Below are 19,373 nucleotides of genomic sequence, written 5' to 3'. Positions count from 1 at the left end.
TATTTGCCGAGCAGTTCCATGCCGCGGGTATAGTTCGGGCCGGGCTCGCCGTTCCTCTCGATGCCCATGTCGCCGGTGGCGACACCAATGACGGCACCCGCCTCATTGTAGAGCACTTCGGTTGCGGCAAAGCCCGGATAGATCTCGACGCCGAGTTCTTCCGCCTTGGTCGCCAGCCAGCGACAGACGTTTCCGAGCGAGACGATGTAGTTGCCGTGATTGTTCATCAGCGGCGGCATCAGCATGTTCGGCAGGCGGATCGAGCCGGCCGGGCCGAGCACCAGGAAGTGGTCTGCCGTCACCTCGGTCTTGAAGGGATGATCACCATCCTCGCGCCAGCCGGGCAGCAGCCGGTCGATGCCGATCGGATCGACCACCGCGCCTGAGAGGATATGGGCGCCGACCTCGGCGCCCTTCTCCAGCACCACGACCGACAGTTCCGGATCGACCTGCTTCAGCCGGATCGCCGCCGCCAGACCGGCCGGACCGGCGCCGACGATCACGACGTCGAATTCCATGCTCTCGCGTTCGGGCAGGTCAGTCATCTCGCTCATCCATTCGTCTCCGCTTGGCCGCAGGCGGCCTCATCCCTCATGAGCACTTCTTGTCAAAACGAGATCGGATTGTCGAGCCGAGATACGACAGCCGATCTTCCAATTCGCACAATGATAGGCCTACTCCGTCAGGAGTATATAACGTTTACGTGAACGTCAATTATCAAACGGCGGCAAGCCCGTCAGCCTCCCTTTCCTTTTCCGCCGCTTGCGCCTTATACATCGCTCTAGGATATCGGAGGACAAAGTCATGGATCTCGGCATCGAAGGCAAACGCGCGCTCGTTCTCGCCTCCTCACGCGGCCTCGGCCTCGGCATCGCCGCGGCGTTGGCGCGGGAGGGCGCAAACGTGCTGCTGTGCGGGCGCAGCGGCGAACAGCTCGAGGCCAATTGCAAGGCGATCAACGCCGAAGGCAAGGGCAAGGCCGACTGGATCTGGGCCGATCTCGGCGACGAGCGCTTCGTCGAGACAGTCACGACGGCGGTGAAGGAAAAATTCGGCGGGCTCGATATCCTCGTCAACAATACCGGCGGCCCGACACCCGGCACGACCGAGGACATGACGGCCGAAAAGCTCGAGACCTATTTCCTCTCCATGGTCGCCCGCGTGATCACGCTCACCAACGCGCTGCTGCCCGGCATGAAGGCGCAGGGCTGGGGCCGCATCCTGACGGTCGCCTCGTCGGGCGTGATCGAACCGATCGCCAATCTGGCGCTGTCGAATACGCTGCGCCCGGCCCTTGCCGGCTGGAGCAAGACGCTTGCATCAGAAGTGGCAGGCTTCGGCGTCACCACAAACCTGCTCCTGCCGGGCAGCATCCTGACGGGAAGGCTCGACGACCTCGACGGCGCCGCGGCGAAGCGGACAGGCAAGAGCCTCGAAGAGATCCGCGCCGACAAGGAAGCGCGCATCCCGGTCGGCCGCTACGGCAAGGTCGAGGAGTTCGCCGCAACCGCCGCCTTCCTTTGCAGCCAGCCGGCGAGCTATATCACCGGCTCGCTCATCCGCTGTGACGGCGGCGCTGCCCGGTCCGTCTGACGGCCACGCTCAATCCGCGCGGGCCGCGATGGCGGCCCATGCCGCAGCACTTCGCACCATCTGTTCGACGTTAGCAGGATCGTCTGCAAGCTCGGCGAGCTCGGACAGGCGATGGAAGCCCGTCAGGATGGCAATGCGCCGCCGGTCGAGCCTGCGCCCGGTCAGGCTTTCATAGGCCGACACGATACGCGCCGTCAGATCCGGCGATATGAAGTTCGAATAAATGAACTCCTGGTGCAGTGGGCCAAAGCCGGAATCGGCGAAATCGTAGATACCGTTGAGCCGTTTTTGCCCATGGTCGAAGGCCATGTTCCAGCCGTGGCCGTCGAAGAAGCCGTAGATATTTCCATAGGGATCGGGCGGCAGGATTTCGAAATCGGAAACGACCCTCTGCGCAAAACGCCTGATCTCAGGCGGCAGCAGCGGCAGGGCCTTGGTTCGCACGGCTTCCGGCGATTGCCACGGCTGGATCGCCCCGGCACCGGCCTCATGCATGCGATCGGCCTCGATCACATGCAGCTCGGCGTAAAACCGCGCCAGATCATCCGCAAGGCGCCGACGGTCGCCCTCCCCGAGTGCTTCGTAATCCTCGGTGATCAGGTGTTCGCCTTCGATCTTGGTGTGGCTGGAGAAGAACGGCGGCCCTTCGTGAATGCGCATGTCGGGTACTGCCATCGACAGCGACGGCCGTACGACGCCGAGCAAGGCAGCTTCCTTGCGAAGCGCCCGTTCCGCGCTGAGATCGCGGGGGAATTTGAAGATCAGCGTGTCATCGACATCGACCGCTATCGAATCCCATCCCTTCGCCGCCAGTTTGAAGACAGCGCCGGTGAGATGAGGAAACACGCTTGTAATGAGAGAGCGAAATTCGCTGGCGTCCAACTCGGTCATGACGACCTACCTTCTCTTTCTTCCGCCTTCTTGCCGCGCAATGGACGGAGCTGCAGGTCGACGTCATCCCTGGTCAGAATTTGCCCGTCAAACCGCGTGAGGTTACACTGGCATTATATTAGTATAGTTTGAATATTACGGAATATTCATTACAAAAATTTAAGCCCTTATAACTACTTAGTGATCGCGACCGGTGAATTATGTCTTTTTTGCGCCGCAATAGAAGTGGCTCAATCTGGGCATAAATTTTCGCAACCTTGCCCCAGCAACCTTGCCCAAAGACCGGTCTCGCCCATGAAGAAATTTTGGATCACCGTCAGCGTTATCGCTGTTGCCGCCGTCGGCTTCTGGCAATTCGGGAATCTGATCCCGTATGCCTCCCACATTCCCTATCTCTCGCAGCTGATCAAACAGCCTGCAGGCGGCAATGGCGGCGCCCAGCAGGCGCAGGCCGATCAGGCACAAGACGGCGGGCAGCATCAGGGAGGCGGGCGCCGACGCGGTGGCGGCGGCCCGACCGTCGTCAAAACGGTCGCAGCGGTGAAAACGGCGCTGCCGACGGATGTGACGGCTTCCGGCTGGGCCGATGCCGAAGACAACACGACCATTGCGGCGCAAGAGCAGGGTCTGATCGTCAGCATTAGTGCCAAGGATGGCGCAACCGTCAAAGCCGGGGACCTGATCGCCAAGCTGGACGACCGGACGGCCAAGGCGGCCGTCGACAAGGACAATGCGATGATCGTACGCGACACCGCAACGCTTTCGGAATCCGAAACGGCGCTGGTGCGCGCCCAAGACCTCTTCGACCAGAAGGCTGGCACCCAGCAAAGCCTCGATCAGGCGAGAGCCGCCCGCGACACCGCCGCGGCCACGGTCGATGCGGACAAGGCGACGCTTGCCTCGGACCAGATCATACTCGAGAATACCGACATTCGCGCGCCGTTCGACGGCCGGCTCGGCGACATCACCATCAGCAAGGGCGCCTTCGTCAATGCCGGCTCGGCGATCGTCACCATCGCGAAATACGATCCGATCTATGTGAAATTCCACCTGCAGGAACGCTATCTGCGTGAGTTGAAAAACGCGCTCGCAGCCGGCCCGGTCGAGGTCAGCACGGTTCCCTCCTCCACCAAGGGGCAGGTCAGGAAGGGCGAGATCAGCTTCTACGACAATACCGTCGACACGGCTTCCGGCACGATCCTCGCCAAGGCGAAATTTGAGAACGCCTCCGGCGCGCTCTGGCCCGGCCAGTCGGTCAACATCATCGTGCATTTCGACAATGAAGAGCAGCAGGTGGTCGTGCCGACGGTTGCTGTCAGCCCCGGCCCGGACGGGTTCTTCGCCTTCGTCGCCAAGGACGGCAAATCGCATCTGACCCCGGTCACCGTCGCCCGCGCCAATGGCGGCTTTACCGCCATCGAATCGGGCCTTTCTGAAGGCGATCACGTCGTCGTCGAGGGCCAGGGCCAGCTCACCGACCAGCAGGCGATCAAGGAGCAGTTCGACGACAAGACGCTTGATGTCGCCTCCGCCGAAGAGCCCCAGCAACAGCAGCAGACCCAGACGATCGCGGTGGGAGCTCAGCAATGATCCCAAATTTCTGCATCCAACGCCCCGTCGCGACGACGCTGCTTGCGATCGGCGTCATTCTGGCCGGCCTGGCCGGTTATCAGCTGGTGCCGGTCGCAGCACTGCCGCAAGTCGATTTTCCCACCATCAACGTTTCGGCACAGCTGAGCGGCGCCTCGCCCCAAACGATGGCAACCTCGGTCTCGACACCGTTGATCAAGCAGTTCGAGACCATCCCCGGGATCAGCGAAATCAGTGCCTCGAGCTCGCTCGGCAGCACCAGCATCGTGCTGCAATTCGACCTCAATCGCGATATCGACGCGGCCGCAGCCGACGTGCAGGCGGCGATCTCACATGCGACCCGGCAGCTGCCCGACAATCTGACGACGCCGCCGAGCTACCGCAAGACGAACCCGGCCGATGCGCCGGTCATGCTGCTCTCCGTGCAGAGCAACACCATGCCGCGCAGCAAGCTCGACGAAATCGCCGAAGACATCATCTCGCCGTCGCTTTCCACGCTTCCCGGCGTTGCCCAGGTCAGCGTCTACGGCGCGCAGACCTATGCCGTGCGCGTCGAGGTCGATCCCAACAAGCTGCTCACCCGCGGCATCGGCATCGATACCGTCAACAAGGCGCTTGCCGCCGCCAACAGCCAGCAGCCCGTGGGCACCCTGCAGAACAATTCGCAGAGCATGACCATCACGGCGAACACACAGCGCACCAACGCCGACCAGTTCCGCTCGCTCGTCATCGCCAATCCGAACGGCGCACCGATCCACCTCGGCGATATCGCCGATGTGCAGGACAGCGTCGAGAACCAGTATACCGGCAGCTGGTATGACGGCCAGCGCGGCATCATCCTCGCCATCCAGCGGCAGCCGGACGCCAACACCGTCGACGTCGTCGATGCGATCAACGCCAAGCTGCCGCAGCTTCACGCCGAAATTCCATCTTCGGTCACGACAGTCGTCATGAACGACGCCGCAAAGCCGATCCGGGCCGCCATCGCCGACGTGAAGTTCACGCTGCTGCTGACGATCGGCCTCGTCGTTCTCGTCATCTACCTCTTCACCGGCCATGCCACGGCAACGATCATTCCGGGGCTTGCCGTTCCGCTGTCGCTGATTGCGACCTTCGGCATGATGTATGTGCTCGGCTACAGTATCGACAACATCTCCCTGCTCGGGCTGACGCTCGCGGTGGGGCTCGTGGTGGACGACGCGATCGTCATGCTCGAAAACATCCTGCGCCATGTCGAGGAAGGCATGCCGGTGCGGGAGGCGGCGATCAAGGGCGCCGGCGAAGTCAGCTACACCATCATTTCCATGTCGGTTTCGCTGATCGCGGTCTTCATTCCGATCCTGCTGATGGGCGGCGTCGTCGGCCGGGTGTTCAACGAATTCGGCATGGTGGTCGCCATCGCCATCATCTCCTCGGCGATCGTCTCGCTGACCGTGACACCCATGCTCGGCTCGCGCCTGTCGAACAATCACAGCCGCCCGCCGCTTCTGATCCGCCTCTTCGATGCCGGCTTCGAGCGGACGCTCAACGGCTACGACAGGGCCGTCGGCTGGTGTCTTCGCCATCGTGTCACGATCCTCGGCGTCTTCCTCGGCTCGGTCGCGCTGACGATCTATTTCTTCATGACGCTGCCGACGAGCTTCTTCCCGCAGGAGGATATCGGCCGCCTGACGATCAGCACGCAGGCCAGGCAGGACATTTCCTATTCCGCCATGGAGGCGCTGCAGCTGCAGGCGGCAGCCGCCGTCAAGGCCAACCCCGCCGTCAACCACGTGATGTCGACGATCGGCGGCAATCCGAATAAGCCGCAGAACAACGGCTCGATGTTCGTCGAGCTCAAGGACAAGAAGGAGCGTCCGCCGCTGGACCAGACGCTGCGCGAGCTGCGCACTGCGATCAACAAGATCCCCGGACTGCAGGCCTTCGTGACGCCGAACCAGAGCCTGCGCTTCGGCGGCCGCCAGACCGCCAGCCAGTATCAGCTGGTCATCCAGGCGCTGAGCGCCGACCAGACCAACCTCTGGGCCGACAAGATCCAGGCGGCGATGCGTAAGGAACGCCTGTTCACCGACGTCACCTCGGATGCCCAGAACAACGCCCTGCAGGCCAATATCGTCATCGATACCGAGCGGGCAGCCGCTTACGGGATCGACAACGACACGCTGCGCACGACGCTGCAGGAATCCTTCAGCGGTTATGCCGCCGCCGAAATCCAGTCGACCGGCGACAGCTACGACGTGATCGTCGAATACGACACCAGCAAACCCTGGGACGACCAGAAGCTGTCGGAGATCCGCGTCGCCTCGTCCAATGGCAGCCTGGTGCCGCTTTCGAACTTCGCGCATGTCCAGCGCACCACCGGCCCCGTCACCATCAACCAGACCGGCCAACTCGTCTCGACCACCGTTTCCTTCAACCTGCCGGAGGGCGTGTCGCTCAGCGACGCGACCGCGGCGATCGAGCAGATCAAGAAGGACATCTCCATGCCGGCCGACGTCTTCACCTCCTATGGCGGTACGGCGGAGATCTTCCAGCAGTCGCAGGGCAATACGCCCTACCTGATCCTGGCGGCCGTGCTGACCATCTATGTCGTGCTCGGTGTGCTCTATGAGAGCTTCATCCATCCGCTGACCATTCTCTCCGGCCTGCCGGCGGCGGCCTTCGGTGCGCTGCTGGCGCTAAAGATCATGGGCTTCGACCTTTCGATCATCGCTCTCATCGGGCTCCTGATGCTGATCGGCATCGTCAAGAAGAACGCGATCATGATGATCGACGTCGCGGTGGAGACCATGCGAACGACGGGCGAAAAGGCGACAGCGGCGATCCACGAGGCCTGCGTGCGGCGCTTCCGGCCGATCATGATGACGACCTTCTGCGCCCTGCTCGGCGCCCTGCCGATCGCGCTCGGCACCGGCGCAAGCTCGGAGCTGCGCCAGCCGCTCGGCATCGCCGTCGTCGGCGGCCTCGTCGTCTCGCAGTTGCTGACGCTCTTCATCACCCCCGTCATCTTCGTCGAGATGGATCGCTTCGGAAACTTCCTCGGCCGCCTGCTCGGCCAGAAGAAGATCGAGGAGCCGGTGGTGGAAGAGGCGCGCGCAATGGCTGCCGAGTGATGACGGCCCGCTGATCCCGGCATTGCCGATTCAACTTTTGGGGCGCGTGCCTTCTCTCCAAGCGGGAGAAGATGCGCGCCTCTCAGCATATCGGCCTTCAATTCGCTTGAATGTGTCACGCCCCTGTGGCATCACCCGCCCTCCTGAATTCGGGCGCCCCTGCGCCCTTTCGCGGAGCGACGGCTCCGTCTCCAATAACAATCGGCATGAAGAGGTGCGGGCATGGCTCAGGCGCTGGGTTTCGACTTTGGCACGACGAATACGGTTCTCGCCATGGCGGATGGCGGGGCAACGCGCTCGATGGCGTTCACGAGCACGGCGGGCACGGCCGACAGCATGCGCACCGCACTCTCCTTCATGAAGGACGGCCAGCTCGGCGCCGCGGCGCTGAAGGTGGAAGCGGGCCATGCGGCGATCCGCCAGTTCATCGACAATCCCGGCGAATGCCGCTTCCTGCAGTCGATCAAGACCTTTGCGGCGAGCGCGCTGTTCCAGGGCACGCTGATCTACGCCAAGCGGCACAGTTTCGAAGATCTGATGGAAGTCTTCGTGCGGCGCCTGCGCAACTATGCCGGCGACAGCTGGCCTGCCGACGTCAGCCGCATCGTCACGGGTCGGCCGGTGCATTTTGCCGGCGCCAGCCCCGATCCTGCGCTCGCGACCGAGCGCTACAACGAGGCGCTGTCGCGTTTCGGCTTTCCCGAAATCCACTATGTCTACGAGCCGGTCGCAGCCGCCTTCTACTTCGCGCAGAACCTGAAGCGGGATGCGACCGTGCTGGTCGCCGATTTCGGCGGCGGCACGACCGACTATTCGCTGATCCGCTTCGAAACCATCGCCGGCAAGCTGACGGCAACGCCGATCGGCCATTCCGGCGTCGGTGTGGCCGGCGACCATTTCGATTACAGGATGATCGACAACATCGTCGCGCCGCTGATCGGCAAGGGCAGCCATTTCAGGAGCTTCGACAAGATCCTCGAAGTGCCGTCGAACTACTATTCCAGCTTCGGCCGCTGGAACCAGCTGTCGATCTTCAAGACCACGCGCGAATTCGAGGACCTGAAGAAACTGGTGCGCACCAGCCTGGAGCCGGAGAAGCTCGAAATTTTCATCGACCTGATCGACCATGACGAGGGCTATCCCCTCTACCAGGCGGTGTCTGCGACGAAGATGGCGCTTTCGACCTCGGAGGAGGCGCCTTTCGATTTCGCCCCGCTTGGCCGCAGCGGCCATCGCAGCATCAAGCGCAGCGACTTCGAGGGCTGGATCGCCGAGGATCTCGCCCGCATCGAAGGCGCGCTCGACGACGTGCTCGACAAGACCGAGACGAAAGCGGCCGACATCGACAAGGTGTTCCTGACCGGCGGCACTTCCTTCGTGCCGGCCGTGCGCCGCATCTTCACCGAGCGCTTCGACCGCGACCGGATCGAGACCGGCGGCGAGCTTCTGTCGATCGCCCATGGCCTGGCGCTGATCGGCGAACGCGACGACATCGCGCAATGGACTGTGCAATAGAACGGCCAAGGGCGGCCAATATGCCGGCCGCCCTTTCAATGCCCATTTCTCTCCGCTAGACTTGCCGCATGATCTCCGCCCAAGACCTTTCCCCCGCCGAACTGGCAGCGCTTCTGCATTTCCATGCGGATGCCGGCGTGGAATGGCTGCTGGAGGAAGAGGCGATCGACCGCTTCGCCGAGTTCGAGGCGATGAAGGCCGCCCGCCGTCCGGCGGCGCAGGCCCAGCAGGAACGCCCCGTCCCTGCCGAACGCCAGGTACCGCCGCGCCCGACTGCGGCCGCGCGCCCGGCTCCGGCCGAACGCGCCGCTTCCGGCCCGCAACCTGCCATCCCCGACGGCGAGGCCGTGCAGCAGGCGCGTTTCGTTGCCGAAGCCGCGCGCTCGCTCGGCGAACTCAAGACCGCGATCGAAGGCTTCAACGGCTGCAATCTCAAGCATAGCGCCCGCTCGACCATCTTTGCCGACGGCGATGCGGCGAGCGGAATCATGGTGATCGGTTCGGCCCCGAGCGCTGAAGACGATCGTGAGGGCACGCCGTTCTCGGGAAAATCCGGCCAATTGTTCGACAAGATGCTGGCCGCAATCGGGCTGACACGTTCGGCGATCCTGCTGACGCAGGTCATCCCCTGGCGTCCGCCCGGCAATCGCCCGGCGTCTCAGGCGGAAGTGGATATCTGCCGGCCCTTCATCGAGCGGCAGATCGCGCTGGCCGAACCCAAGGTGATCCTGCTGCTCGGCAATTTTTCGGCACGCTTCTTCTTCGGGGAAAACGATACGATTCACGGCCTGCGCGGCCGCTGGAAGGAAATCGCCGTCGCCGAGCACACCATTCCGGCGATCGCCAGCCTGCATCCTCAGGATCTGTTAACCGCGCCCGTCAATAAACGGCTCGCCTGGAACGACCTGCTCGCTTTTCAGGCGAAGCTTAAGTCCCTCTCGCTGCTCAGAAATTAGCCGAAGTTGAATAATTTGTGAAACAGTCCATGCGTTTTTCGCATAGCTGCATCGCGTCATGACGCATTGCGGAATTTATGCTGCACTGCAATATAGGCCTGTGTCTTGGGAGGAATCACAGGAACCAAGGCCATGAACAAGCGTTTTCGTCCTATCCATTGCGGGTTTGAAACCCTTCGCCTCGCCGGCGACCAAGTTCGTTCCACGCACGGCTACAGCCGTTTCGGTTTTGCCACGAACGAACAGATGGTTGCCCGCGGCACCGGCGTCAACAGCCGCACGGCGCGCCCGACCGCCGTCTTCTCCGACTTCCAGCAATATTGAGCGGCAGGCGCTTCGCCTGCCCTCCGCGTCAAGAGTAACTTGCATGTCCACGATCCTGATATCGCTTCTGCGCAACATCGACACGTTCGAACATATCCGCGCCGCGGTCTGCGCCGCGCGGGAATATGAGCGCGAGCGGGTCAAGCCGGCCGATGCCGGCACAAGCGCTGCGGCAATCGTTCTCTGATCGGACGTGCAGTCGTTTGAGCTTAGGCGTCGGGCGTTGCCGATTCCGATTTTCGAGCGGGTGAGGTCGCCCATTCGAAGGCTTCGTCGACATAGGCGAACTTGACCGCCTGCCAGGCGCAATATTGCTCGACGAAATCCCGCGATACCCACAGATGCGTCTTGCGCGTTTCGTCCTGCCAGCCGACGCAGCCGCGCTGCGCCGCCTTTGCCAGCAGCCGCTGCAGATGGGTGCGCGACATCATGAAATCGCTTGCGAGCGCGCGGGTTTCGACACGGCCGACGGGGAACCTGTCCAACTCGGCGTTTTCGATATCCATCCGGGCCATGAAATGGTCGACGACGAGTCCGCCGGCCTCCGTCCAGAGAAACAGCGCCACCTGCTCCGGCGGCTCGCGCCAGGCGGCGTCTTCCAGGCAATGGCGGGCAATACGCGGCTGGATGAGCCTCATCAATGAAGGATTTGCTTGAAAAGTGGCGGCCCTTTCGCCGCCGTCGAGCAGGTCGAGTGCGGCGAGATTGCCGAGAATCCACGCAAACATAGCCTGATGGCTGACTTCGGCCGGTTCGAAATGGCGCGGCCGCCGCCGCTCGTCGCCGGGCGTGTGGGTGATGAAGCGGTAGGTGTAGAGTTCCTCGATGAAGGCAAGCACGGTGTTGCGGCTTGCCACCTTATGGGCGGTGATGCGCCCGGTCAGCCGCACGGCGGTAAAGCCCGACGTCGGGTCGCGCGGATCATATTCGAGGTTGAGGGCATAGGCAGTCTGGGTCAGAAGCCAGCGCTGCTGGGAGGCGAGCAATCGCGCCAGCCGCGGGCCGGCATCGAACATACCGCGCAGTTGCCCGGCCAAAAAGCGGATGCTCATCAGGAAGGAGCAGTTCCCCGCCAATTGCTCCGCCGTGAATGCCATTATGCTTTTCTCCACCTCCGTTCGCAGGCCAGCGTTCGGAGCAGCGCTACCGGAAACTCCTCCGGCATCAGCGGCCATTCAGACATGCACGGCATCGAATAAATGATACTCTCTCATGTTCAAAAATCATATTCCACCAGTCATCGGTATCCCTAGAAATCACCATCCTTTCAGCCGTTGAGCGCAATTTTCAAGCTGCGGCAATCACTGCGTTCAAACCGTCGCGCGCTTGCGGATCTTCAGGCTTGAGGCGTCGTGGCCTTTCGCGCCTCCCTTTGCTCGATGCCCAGCTGATGCTCGCGATAGATGATGAAGATGCCGGCGGCGACGACGATCGCCGTGCCGACCAGCATGGTGACGCTCGGCACGTCGCCGAAGACGAAATAGGCGACGATGCTGCCGAGCAGGATCGAGGTATATTCGAACGGCGCGACGGTGGAGACGTCGGCATGGCGATAGCTCTCCGTCAAAAGGATCTGGGCGACGCCGCCGCAAAATCCGGCCGCGATCAGATAGATCGCCGACGGCCATGGCAGGACGAGCCAGCCGAAAGGAAGCGAAGCCAGCGAAAAGACCGATGCGGTGAGCGAGAAATAAAGCACGATCGTCGCCGTCTTTTCCTCCTCGACGAGGCGGCGCACCTGGATCATCGCCATGCCGCCGAGAACGGCCGAAAGCAGCACCGCCAGCGCACCGACCGCCTGCTCTGCCTCCATGCCGCCGTCACGAAACAGCGTGAGCTTCGGCCAGGAGACGATGGCGACGCCGACCATGCCGACCAGCACGGCGCTCCAGCGATACACGCGCACGGTCTCGCCGAGAAAAACTGCGGCGAAGATGACGGCAACGAGCGGCAGCGCGTAGCCGAGTGCGATCGCTTCCGGCAACGGCAGATGCAGGAGCCCGTAAAAACCGAAAGCCATCGACATGATGCCGATCGTGCCGCGCTTGAGATGGCCGACTGGATTGGCGGTATAGAAGGCGGCGCGCAACTGCCCGATATAGGCGAGATAGGCCATGATCGGAAAAAGCGCGAAAAAGGACCTGCAGAAGGTGACCTGCCCAGGCGGAATGTCCGAGCCGGCCAGCTTGATGAAGGTCTGCATGGCCAGGAAGACCACGACCGACGAGACTTTCAGCGCAATGCCTCTCATCGGGTTTCTGAGAACCGAGTGCATGATCCTGGCTCTTGATGCTGACTTCACAGGAACGGGGAGACGCGTTCGACTCGGGAACGCAACGGATGACGTTTCCCATCGTAGCGAAAGAAAATCGGAATGGGCGAAAAAATGGCGAACACCGCGGGAGAATCGCAAAATCGGCGCCGGCCGCAGCCCAACCGCGCTTGCCGCCGCAAATTTTCCTCCCTTTGAACCATTCGCCCTAAAATGTTCCGCTCTCGGCGCTCGGCGTTAACCAATTGAAAACCATAGCCACGCATCGTTTTTCGTCACCTGTTCCGAAATTTCCTCCCTCGCCAAACGATTGCCCCTTCTCCCAGGATCATTTTGATGAAGCCGCTCAGCGCAGAAACGATTGCCCAGTCGCAGAATGCGACACCGCGCTCCATGCGTGTCGTCACGGACGGCATCAGCACCGACCTCGAGCGGTTCAGCGCCGACAACACCCATATCGTGAAACAGATCAAGCTGCTGGCGATCAACGCTCTGATCGAGGCGGCAAGGGCCGGCGAGACCGGCAAGGGTTTTGCTGTCGTCGCCAACGAGGTGCAGAGGCTGGCGCAGATCGCAACCGACATCACCGGCAGGTTCGAGAGCAATGTGCTCGGTCGCATCGGCCTCAGCCGCGCCATGGCCGATTCACTGGTCGAGGAGATGGAGGGCGTTCGCCTGACGGATCTCGCGCAGACGCTGGTGCAGCTGATCGTGCGCAACCTCTTCGAGCGCACGGCCGATGTGCGCTGGTGGGCGACAGACCCGGCGCTCTGGCAGGCGCTGCAGCAGCCGGGCCAGGAAACCGTCGCCTTCGCGGCGGAACGTCTCGGCGTCATCAACCGCTTCTACACCGTCTATCTCGATCTGGTCATGACCGATCTCTCGGGCAAGGTGGTGGCATCGGCCAATCCCGATTTCCAGCGCAAGCTCGCCGGAAAGAGCCTCGCCGGCGATCCCTGGTTCCGGGCGGCAGCAGCCTGCGCCTCCGGCGACGCCTACATCGTCGACGAGGTCAAGGCCAGCCCGCTGCACGACAACAGACAGGCGCTCGTCTATGCCACGGGCATCCGCGAAAACGGCAAGCTCGACGGGCGGCTGATCGGCACGCTCGGCGTCTATTTCGACTGGCAGAACCAGGGCCAGGCGGTCGTCGAGAAAGAGGCGAACCTGCCGCCGCAGCTGGCGGAAAAGACGACGGTCATGCTCATCGACGGCAAGAGCCGGGTCATCGCCACCACCAATCCCGCCCTGCTCTTTTCCCATTTCGCGCTCGCCAATCCGTCCGGCCAGGCAAAGGGCAGCTACTACGACAATAACGGCTCGATCGTCGCCTTCGCGCGCACCCTCGGCTACGAGGATTACGACGGGCTCGGCTGGTACGGCGTGGTCGTACAGCGGACGGAAAGCGACGCGGCGATCAAGGCGGCGCTCAATCTGAAATAGCGGTCTTTCCTGCGGCCGTTGGCTTCATCAATCCGGAATAAGATATTTTGCCCGCGAACTTCGTGTTCGCGGGCAATTTGCTTTAACTTTAGTTCAGACTTTAATGTAATCATGCCCGGCAAATTTATGGCAGAGTGCGCCCGCCTCTGTATTCCGCAGTGTCCAATAACGGTCTTCAGGAAACACCATGCGAACAGATACCGGCCAGGTCATTCATCTGGCAGATTACCGTCCCACCGACTTCGTGCTGGAACGCGTGGACCTGACTTTCGAACTCGACCCGACGGAGACGAAGGTCGAGGCGCGCCTGATCTTTCATCGCCGCCCGGGCGCCGATCCGGCAGCGCCGATCGTTCTCGACGGCGACGAACTGACGCTGTCCGGGCTGCTGTTCGACCAGGTGGAACTCGACCTTTCGCGTTATGACGCGACACCGGACGGTCTGACGGTGCGCGACCTGCCGGAAAGCGCGCCGTTCGAGCTGACGATCACGACGATCATCAACCCCGAGGCCAATACCAAGCTGATGGGCCTTTACCGCACCGGCGGCATCTACTGCACGCAATGCGAGGCGGAAGGCTTCCGCCGCATCACCTATTTCCCCGATCGCCCCGATGTGCTTGCGCCGTTTACGGTCAACATCATCGCCGACAAGGATGCCAACCCGCTGCTGCTGTCGAACGGCAACTTCCTCGGCGGCGCCGGCTACGGCCCGGGCAAGCATTTCGCCGCATGGTTCGACCCGCATCCGAAGCCGAGCTATCTTTTCGCGCTGGTCGCCGGTGATCTCGGCGTCGTCGAAGACACGTTCACGACCATGTCCGGCCGCGAGGTGGTGCTGAAGATCTATGTCGAGCACGGCAAGGAGCCGCGCGCGGCCTATGCCATGGACGCGCTGAAGCGCTCGATGAAGTGGGACGAGGAGCGGTTCGGGCGGGAATACGATCTCGACATCTTCATGATCGTCGCCGTCTCCGACTTCAACATGGGCGCGATGGAGAACAAGGGCCTCAATATTTTCAACGACAAATACGTCCTTGCCGATCCCGAAATCGCCACCGATGCGGACTATGCGAATATCGAAGCGATCATCGCGCATGAATATTTCCATAACTGGACCGGCAACCGCATCACCTGCCGCGATTGGTTTCAGCTCTGCCTCAAGGAAGGCCTGACGGTTTATCGCGACCACGAATTCTCGTCCGACCAGCGCTCGCGCCCGGTCAAGCGCATCGCCGAGGTGCGCCACCTGAAATCGGAGCAGTTTCCCGAGGACAGCGGCCCGCTCTCGCATCCGGTACGGCCGACGAAATACCGCGAAATCAATAATTTCTATACGACGACCGTCTACGAGAAGGGCAGCGAAGTCACGCGCATGATCGCGACCCTGCTCGGCAAGGATGGCTTCAAGAAGGGCATGGACCTCTATTTCGACCGGCACGACGGGCAGGCTGCGACGATCGAGGATTTCGTCAAGTGCTTCGAAGATGCAAGCGGTCGCGACCTCAAACAATTCTCGCTCTGGTACCATCAGGCAGGCACCCCGCTCGTCACCGCATCGGGCAGCTACGATGCGGCAGCCGGCAGCTTCACCCTGTCGCTCGAGCAGATGACGCCCGCTACCCCCGGCCAGCCGAGCAAGGAACCGATGCATATTCCGCTCAGCCTCGCGCTCTTCGGCGAAAACGGCGGCAAGATCGAGCCGACTTCGGTCGAAGGCGCCGAATATGCCGACGAGGTGCTGCATCTCACGGGCCGCACGCAGACGGCGGTGTTCCACGGCATCGGCTCGCGGCCGGTCGTTTCGATCAACCGCAGCTTCTCGGCGCCGATCAACCTGCATTTCGACCAGAGCCCTGCCGATCTCGCCCATCTCGCCCGCCACGAGACGGATCATTTCGCCCGCTGGCAGGCGCTGACCGATCTGGCCCTGCCGAACCTCCTGAAGGCAGCGCGCGACGCCCGCGAGGGCAAGCCGGTCGTCTGCGAAGCGACCTTCGTCGAGACGCTGATTGCAGCGGCCGCCGACGAGAGCCTCGAGCCTGCCCTCCGCGCCCAGGCGCTGGCGCTGCCGAGCGAATCCGACATTGCCCGCGAACTCGGCGGCAATAACGATCCGGATGCCATCCATGCCGGCCGGCAGGCGGTCCTGAAACAGGTCGCCGATGCCGGAAGGGATGTCTTTGCCGCCCTTTATGCAACGGCGACACCGGACGATTTCAGCCCGGACGCAAGGAGCGCCGGCCTGCGCGCGCTGCGCAATACCGCCCTCACCTATCTCTCCTACGCCGAACAGACGCCGGCCCGCGCCAAGGCCGCCTTCGATGCAGCCAAGAACATGACCGATCTCAGCTACGCGCTGACGATTCTCGCCCATCGTTTCCCCGACAGCGCGGAAACAAGCCAAGCTCTCGCCACTTTCCGCGACCGTTTCGCCGAGAACGCGCTCGTCATCGACAAATGGTTCGCCATCCAGGCCGGCATTCCGGGCGCGAAAGCCCTGGAGCGGGTTCGCACCCTGATGGACAATCCGCTTTTCAAGCGGACCAATCCCAACCGGATGCGGTCGCTGGTCGGCACCTTCGCCTTTGCCAATCCGACCGGTTTCGGCCGTGCCGACGGCGAAGGCTATCGCTTCCTGGCCGGCCAGATTCTCGATATCGACGAGCGCAACCCCCAGCTTGCCGCACGCATCCTCACCTCGATGCGTTCCTGGAGCTCGCTGGAGCCGGTGCGCGCGGAACATGCCCGCGCCGCGCTTGCCGAAATCGAGCGCGCCCCCGCCCTTTCGACCGACGTGCGTGATATCGTCGAGCGCACGCTTAAGGGGTAATTTCGATCGACCAGCCGCGGCCCACGATGCGGCGGCTGGCCGCCCAGCTGATTCGAATCAGCCGAAAAACCCGAAAATCTAAATAGTTAACGGATTTTTACCTTTGCCTCTGGACAAGGCGAATCACCCATGATTCTCTAGGTCAGGTTCGAGCGAGCGGCGCGCGAATCACACGAGGGACAAGGCGAAGAGATGATGGACGTGCGGCGGGCAACCGTGGCCGGAGGACGGCTGCGTGTCGATTTTGGCGGGCTGAAAGCCTGGCGCGACAGCCTTTCCGGTCATGCGAAATCGGAACCGCTTCTTCGTCACCTGCCGAAGGCGGAGCTCGTCCTGAAGCGCGCCATTCCGGCTCTGATCATTGCCTTCCTCTCCGTCGTCGCCGCTTCGCATTTCTTCGGCATGATGAACGAATATGCGCGCCTGGAATCCTCGGCTCGCCATGAGACGGCGCTTTCGGCGGCCACCGCCTCTGCCGTGTTTGCCGATGCGGCCGATATTTTCGACAGCGGCGACATCGACAAGGCGCAGGCCCGCCTCGCCAAGTTCCTGCCTCAGGACCGGCTGGACAGCGGCGCTTTCGTGCTGCTCGTGCAGGCCAGCGGCAAGGTTTTTGCCGCGACGACCGCCGGGCTTTCGCATGTCGGCAGCAATGTCGGCGATTTCTTCCCCGAGGTTTCGGCGATCCGCCGTTTCGGCGATCGCGCCGGCGTTATCGAGACGACGATCGGCGGCGTGCCGCACTATGCCGAGATCACGCTGATGGGCAATGCCGGCGGCTATATCGTCGCCGCCACCTCGCTCGACGAGATCAGCCGGCTCTGGCGCGAGGAGCTGGCGCTCAACGTCACGCTTTTCGCCGGCATCTCGTCGATCCTGCTCGTGATCCTCTATGCCTACTACACGCAGGTGAAGCGCGCTCGCGACGCCGACGACATCTTCCTCGAATCGAACCTGCGCGTCGAGACGGCGCTGTCGCGCGGCCGCTGCGGCCTCTGGGATTTCGATTTCGAGAACCGGGAATTCTTCTGGTCCCGCTCGATGTACGACATGCTCGGCCTGCCGGGCTCCGACAAGACGATGAGCTTCGGCGAGGCCGCACGGCTGATGCATCCGGATGACGGCGGGCTCTACGAGATCGCACGCGCCATCGCCAACGGCCATTCCGGCCAGGTCGATCAGATCTTCCGCATGCGCCACGCCGGCGGCCACTATGTCTGGATGCGCGCCCGCGCCCAGGTGATCCGCAGCAATTCCGGCCGCGTGCACCTCATCGGCATCGCCATGGACGTGACCGAACAGCATCGGCTCGCCCAGCGCTATGCGGAAGCCGACCAGCGGCTCGCCGACGCCATCGAATGCACCTCGGAAGCCTTCGTGCTGTGGGACAAGAACGACCGCCTCGTCATGTGCAACACCCATTTCCAGCAGGCCTACGGCCTGCCGGACAGCGTGCTCGTGCCCGGCACCGAGCGCTCGATCGTCAATGCAGCCGCCGCCCGCCCCGTCATCGAGCGGCGGGTCGCCGATGCCGATGGCTCGGGGCGCACCACGGAGGTGCAGCTCGCCGACGAGCGCTGGCTGCAGATCAACGAACGCCGCACCCGCGACGGCGGCAAGGTCTCCGTCGGCACCGACATTACGCTGATGAAACGCCATCAGGAGAGGCTGCGCGAATCCGAGCGCCGGCTTATGGCGACGATCGGCGATCTTTCCGCCTCGCGCCAGACGCTGGAGATCCAGAAATCCGAGCTCTCGACGGCGAACGCCAATTACCAGGCGGAAAAGGAACGCGCCGAGGCCGCCAACAAGGCGAAATCGGAATTCCTCGCCAACATGTCGCATGAGCTGCGCACGCCGCTCAACGCCATCCTCGGCTTTTCCGAAATCCTGCAGAACCAGATGTTCGGGCCGCTCGGTTCGGCGAAATACGACGAATATGCCCGCGACATCCATGACAGCGGCAAACATCTGCTCAACGTCATCAGCGACATTCTCGACATGTCGAAAATCGAGGCCGGCCACCTCAAGCTCCACCGCGAGCGCATCGATCTGGTGCCGCTGATCGAGGAAAGCCTGCGCTTCACCGCCATTCCGGCCGCCGAAAAGAACATCGTCATCGACCAGCACATTTGCTCCGGCCTGACGCTGATGGCCGACCGCCGGGCGATGAAGCAGGTGCTGCTCAACCTGCTGTCCAATGCCGTGAAGTTCACCGACAATGGCGGCCGCATCGCGGTGCGCACCCGCCGCATCGACGGCGCCGTCGTCGTCACCATCGCCGACACCGGCATCGGCATCCCGCGCTCGGCGCTGTCCAAGATCGGCCAGCCCTTCGAACAGGTGCAGAGCCAGTACGCCAAGAGCAAAGGCGGCTCCGGCCTCGGCCTCGCCATCTCTCGCTCACTGACTGCGCTGCATGGCGGCCGCATGAAGATCCGCTCCCGCGAAGCTGTGGGTACGGTGATCTCGCTGCGTATTCCGGATGATGTTTAGGGGGCTTCGTCTCTGAGCGAAAGACTCGGATGACGGCTCCGCGCATTCAGGCAGTTCTTCTGCTTCAACAACTTACTTGAAAAGACAATCTTAGCGGCAATCATGGCTGGTATCCGGCAAAGAAGTCGCCCAAAAGCGAGTGCATTAATTACACCGCCTGATACTGTAGGAACCAACTCATCGAAGGCAATCGTCCGAGCCACCATCACCTATCATGTTTGACGTCACATCTGACGAAATCGCACAACTCAACGACGTAGACCTAAGGGAACTCGTCGGGCGCCTATGCGAAGCAGAACTTTCAAGCCGAGGCCTCTCTGCTGCGGCAGTAACTTGGGGCGGCAATC

Annotated in this window: 14 protein-coding genes; 10 read left to right on the top strand and 4 right to left on the bottom strand. The window is 62.5% G+C overall.

Going from position 1 to position 19,373, the window contains the following annotated elements:
- Positions 1 to 554 (bottom strand): NAD(P)/FAD-dependent oxidoreductase (locus QD408_RS25480; protein WP_414141206.1); only part of this gene is annotated, 554 nt, incomplete at its 3' end.
- Positions 555 to 804: 250 nt separating this feature from the next.
- On the opposite strand from QD408_RS25480, the gene QD408_RS25475 reads away from it, so the two are divergent.
- Positions 805 to 1,593 (top strand): SDR family oxidoreductase, encoded by a 789-nt coding sequence (locus QD408_RS25475; protein WP_097591604.1) that lies wholly within the window; start codon positions 805 to 807, stop codon positions 1,591 to 1,593.
- Between the two features lie 9 nt (positions 1,594 to 1,602).
- On the opposite strand, the gene QD408_RS25470 is transcribed toward QD408_RS25475, so the two are convergent.
- Positions 1,603 to 2,484: a phosphotransferase family protein gene (locus tag QD408_RS25470; protein WP_414141205.1), complete on the bottom strand. Its 882-nt coding sequence runs from the start codon at positions 2,482 to 2,484 to the stop codon at positions 1,603 to 1,605.
- A 294-nt stretch (positions 2,485 to 2,778) separates the two neighbouring features.
- Here QD408_RS25470 and QD408_RS25465 point away from each other — a divergent pair, with 294 nt between their 5' ends.
- The 6 genes from QD408_RS25465 (at position 2,779) to QD408_RS25440 (ending at position 10,169) form a co-directional block, all read left to right on the top strand.
- Entirely contained in the window at positions 2,779 to 4,074 is a 1,296-nt protein-coding gene (locus QD408_RS25465; RefSeq protein WP_088682321.1) for an efflux RND transporter periplasmic adaptor subunit, read from the top strand.
- Positions 4,071 to 7,187, top strand: coding sequence for an efflux RND transporter permease subunit (locus tag QD408_RS25460; RefSeq protein WP_414141204.1), 3,117 nt, complete (start codon positions 4,071 to 4,073; stop codon positions 7,185 to 7,187). The genes QD408_RS25465 and QD408_RS25460 overlap by 4 nt, the downstream gene beginning before the upstream one ends.
- A 222-nt stretch (positions 7,188 to 7,409) precedes the next feature.
- A complete protein-coding gene (locus QD408_RS25455) occupies positions 7,410 to 8,702 on the top strand; it encodes an Hsp70 family protein (RefSeq protein ID WP_414141203.1) in 1,293 nt (430 codons plus the stop codon).
- Between the two features lie 68 nt (positions 8,703 to 8,770).
- A complete protein-coding gene (locus QD408_RS25450; RefSeq protein ID WP_414141202.1) occupies positions 8,771 to 9,658 on the top strand; it encodes a uracil-DNA glycosylase in 888 nt (295 codons plus the stop codon).
- A gap of 132 nt (positions 9,659 to 9,790) precedes the next feature.
- Positions 9,791 to 9,982, top strand: coding sequence for a hypothetical protein (locus QD408_RS25445; RefSeq protein WP_088682317.1), 192 nt, complete (start codon positions 9,791 to 9,793; stop codon positions 9,980 to 9,982).
- Positions 9,983 to 10,025: 43 nt separating this feature from the next.
- The gene (locus QD408_RS25440) at positions 10,026 to 10,169 is read left to right on the top strand and encodes a hypothetical protein (protein WP_414141201.1); all 144 of its coding nucleotides are present in this window, start codon (positions 10,026 to 10,028) and stop codon (positions 10,167 to 10,169) included.
- Positions 10,170 to 10,191: 22 nt separating this feature from the next.
- Here the strand turns inward: QD408_RS25440 and QD408_RS25435 are convergent, their stop codons facing one another.
- Together QD408_RS25435 and QD408_RS25430 are read right to left on the bottom strand one after the other, a co-directional pair.
- Complete coding sequence (locus QD408_RS25435) at positions 10,192 to 11,079, bottom strand: hypothetical protein (protein ID WP_088682316.1); 888 nt, start codon at positions 11,077 to 11,079, stop codon at positions 10,192 to 10,194.
- Positions 11,080 to 11,318: 239 nt separating this feature from the next.
- Positions 11,319 to 12,257: a DMT family transporter gene (locus QD408_RS25430; RefSeq protein ID WP_414141200.1), complete on the bottom strand. Its 939-nt coding sequence runs from the start codon at positions 12,255 to 12,257 to the stop codon at positions 11,319 to 11,321.
- Positions 12,258 to 12,590: 333 nt separating this feature from the next.
- On the opposite strand from QD408_RS25430, the gene QD408_RS25425 reads away from it, so the two are divergent.
- From QD408_RS25425 to QD408_RS25415, 3 genes are all read left to right on the top strand, one after another.
- Positions 12,591 to 13,697: a methyl-accepting chemotaxis protein gene (locus QD408_RS25425; RefSeq protein ID WP_414141199.1), complete on the top strand. Its 1,107-nt coding sequence runs from the start codon at positions 12,591 to 12,593 to the stop codon at positions 13,695 to 13,697.
- 187 nt (positions 13,698 to 13,884) lie between these two features.
- Positions 13,885 to 16,530 (top strand): aminopeptidase N, encoded by a 2,646-nt coding sequence (gene pepN, locus QD408_RS25420; RefSeq protein ID WP_414141198.1) that lies wholly within the window; start codon positions 13,885 to 13,887, stop codon positions 16,528 to 16,530.
- Positions 16,531 to 16,722: 192 nt separating this feature from the next.
- On the top strand, positions 16,723 to 19,026 hold the full coding sequence (locus QD408_RS25415) for a PAS domain-containing sensor histidine kinase (protein WP_414141197.1): 2,304 nt from the start codon (positions 16,723 to 16,725) through the stop codon (positions 19,024 to 19,026).
- Positions 19,027 to 19,373 lie beyond the last annotated feature (347 nt).

It is taken from the genome of Rhizobium sp. BR 249 (assembly GCF_047445895.1).
GTDB lineage: Bacteria > Pseudomonadota > Alphaproteobacteria > Rhizobiales > Rhizobiaceae > Rhizobium.
This window is presented reverse-complemented; position numbering and strand designations above follow the sequence as displayed.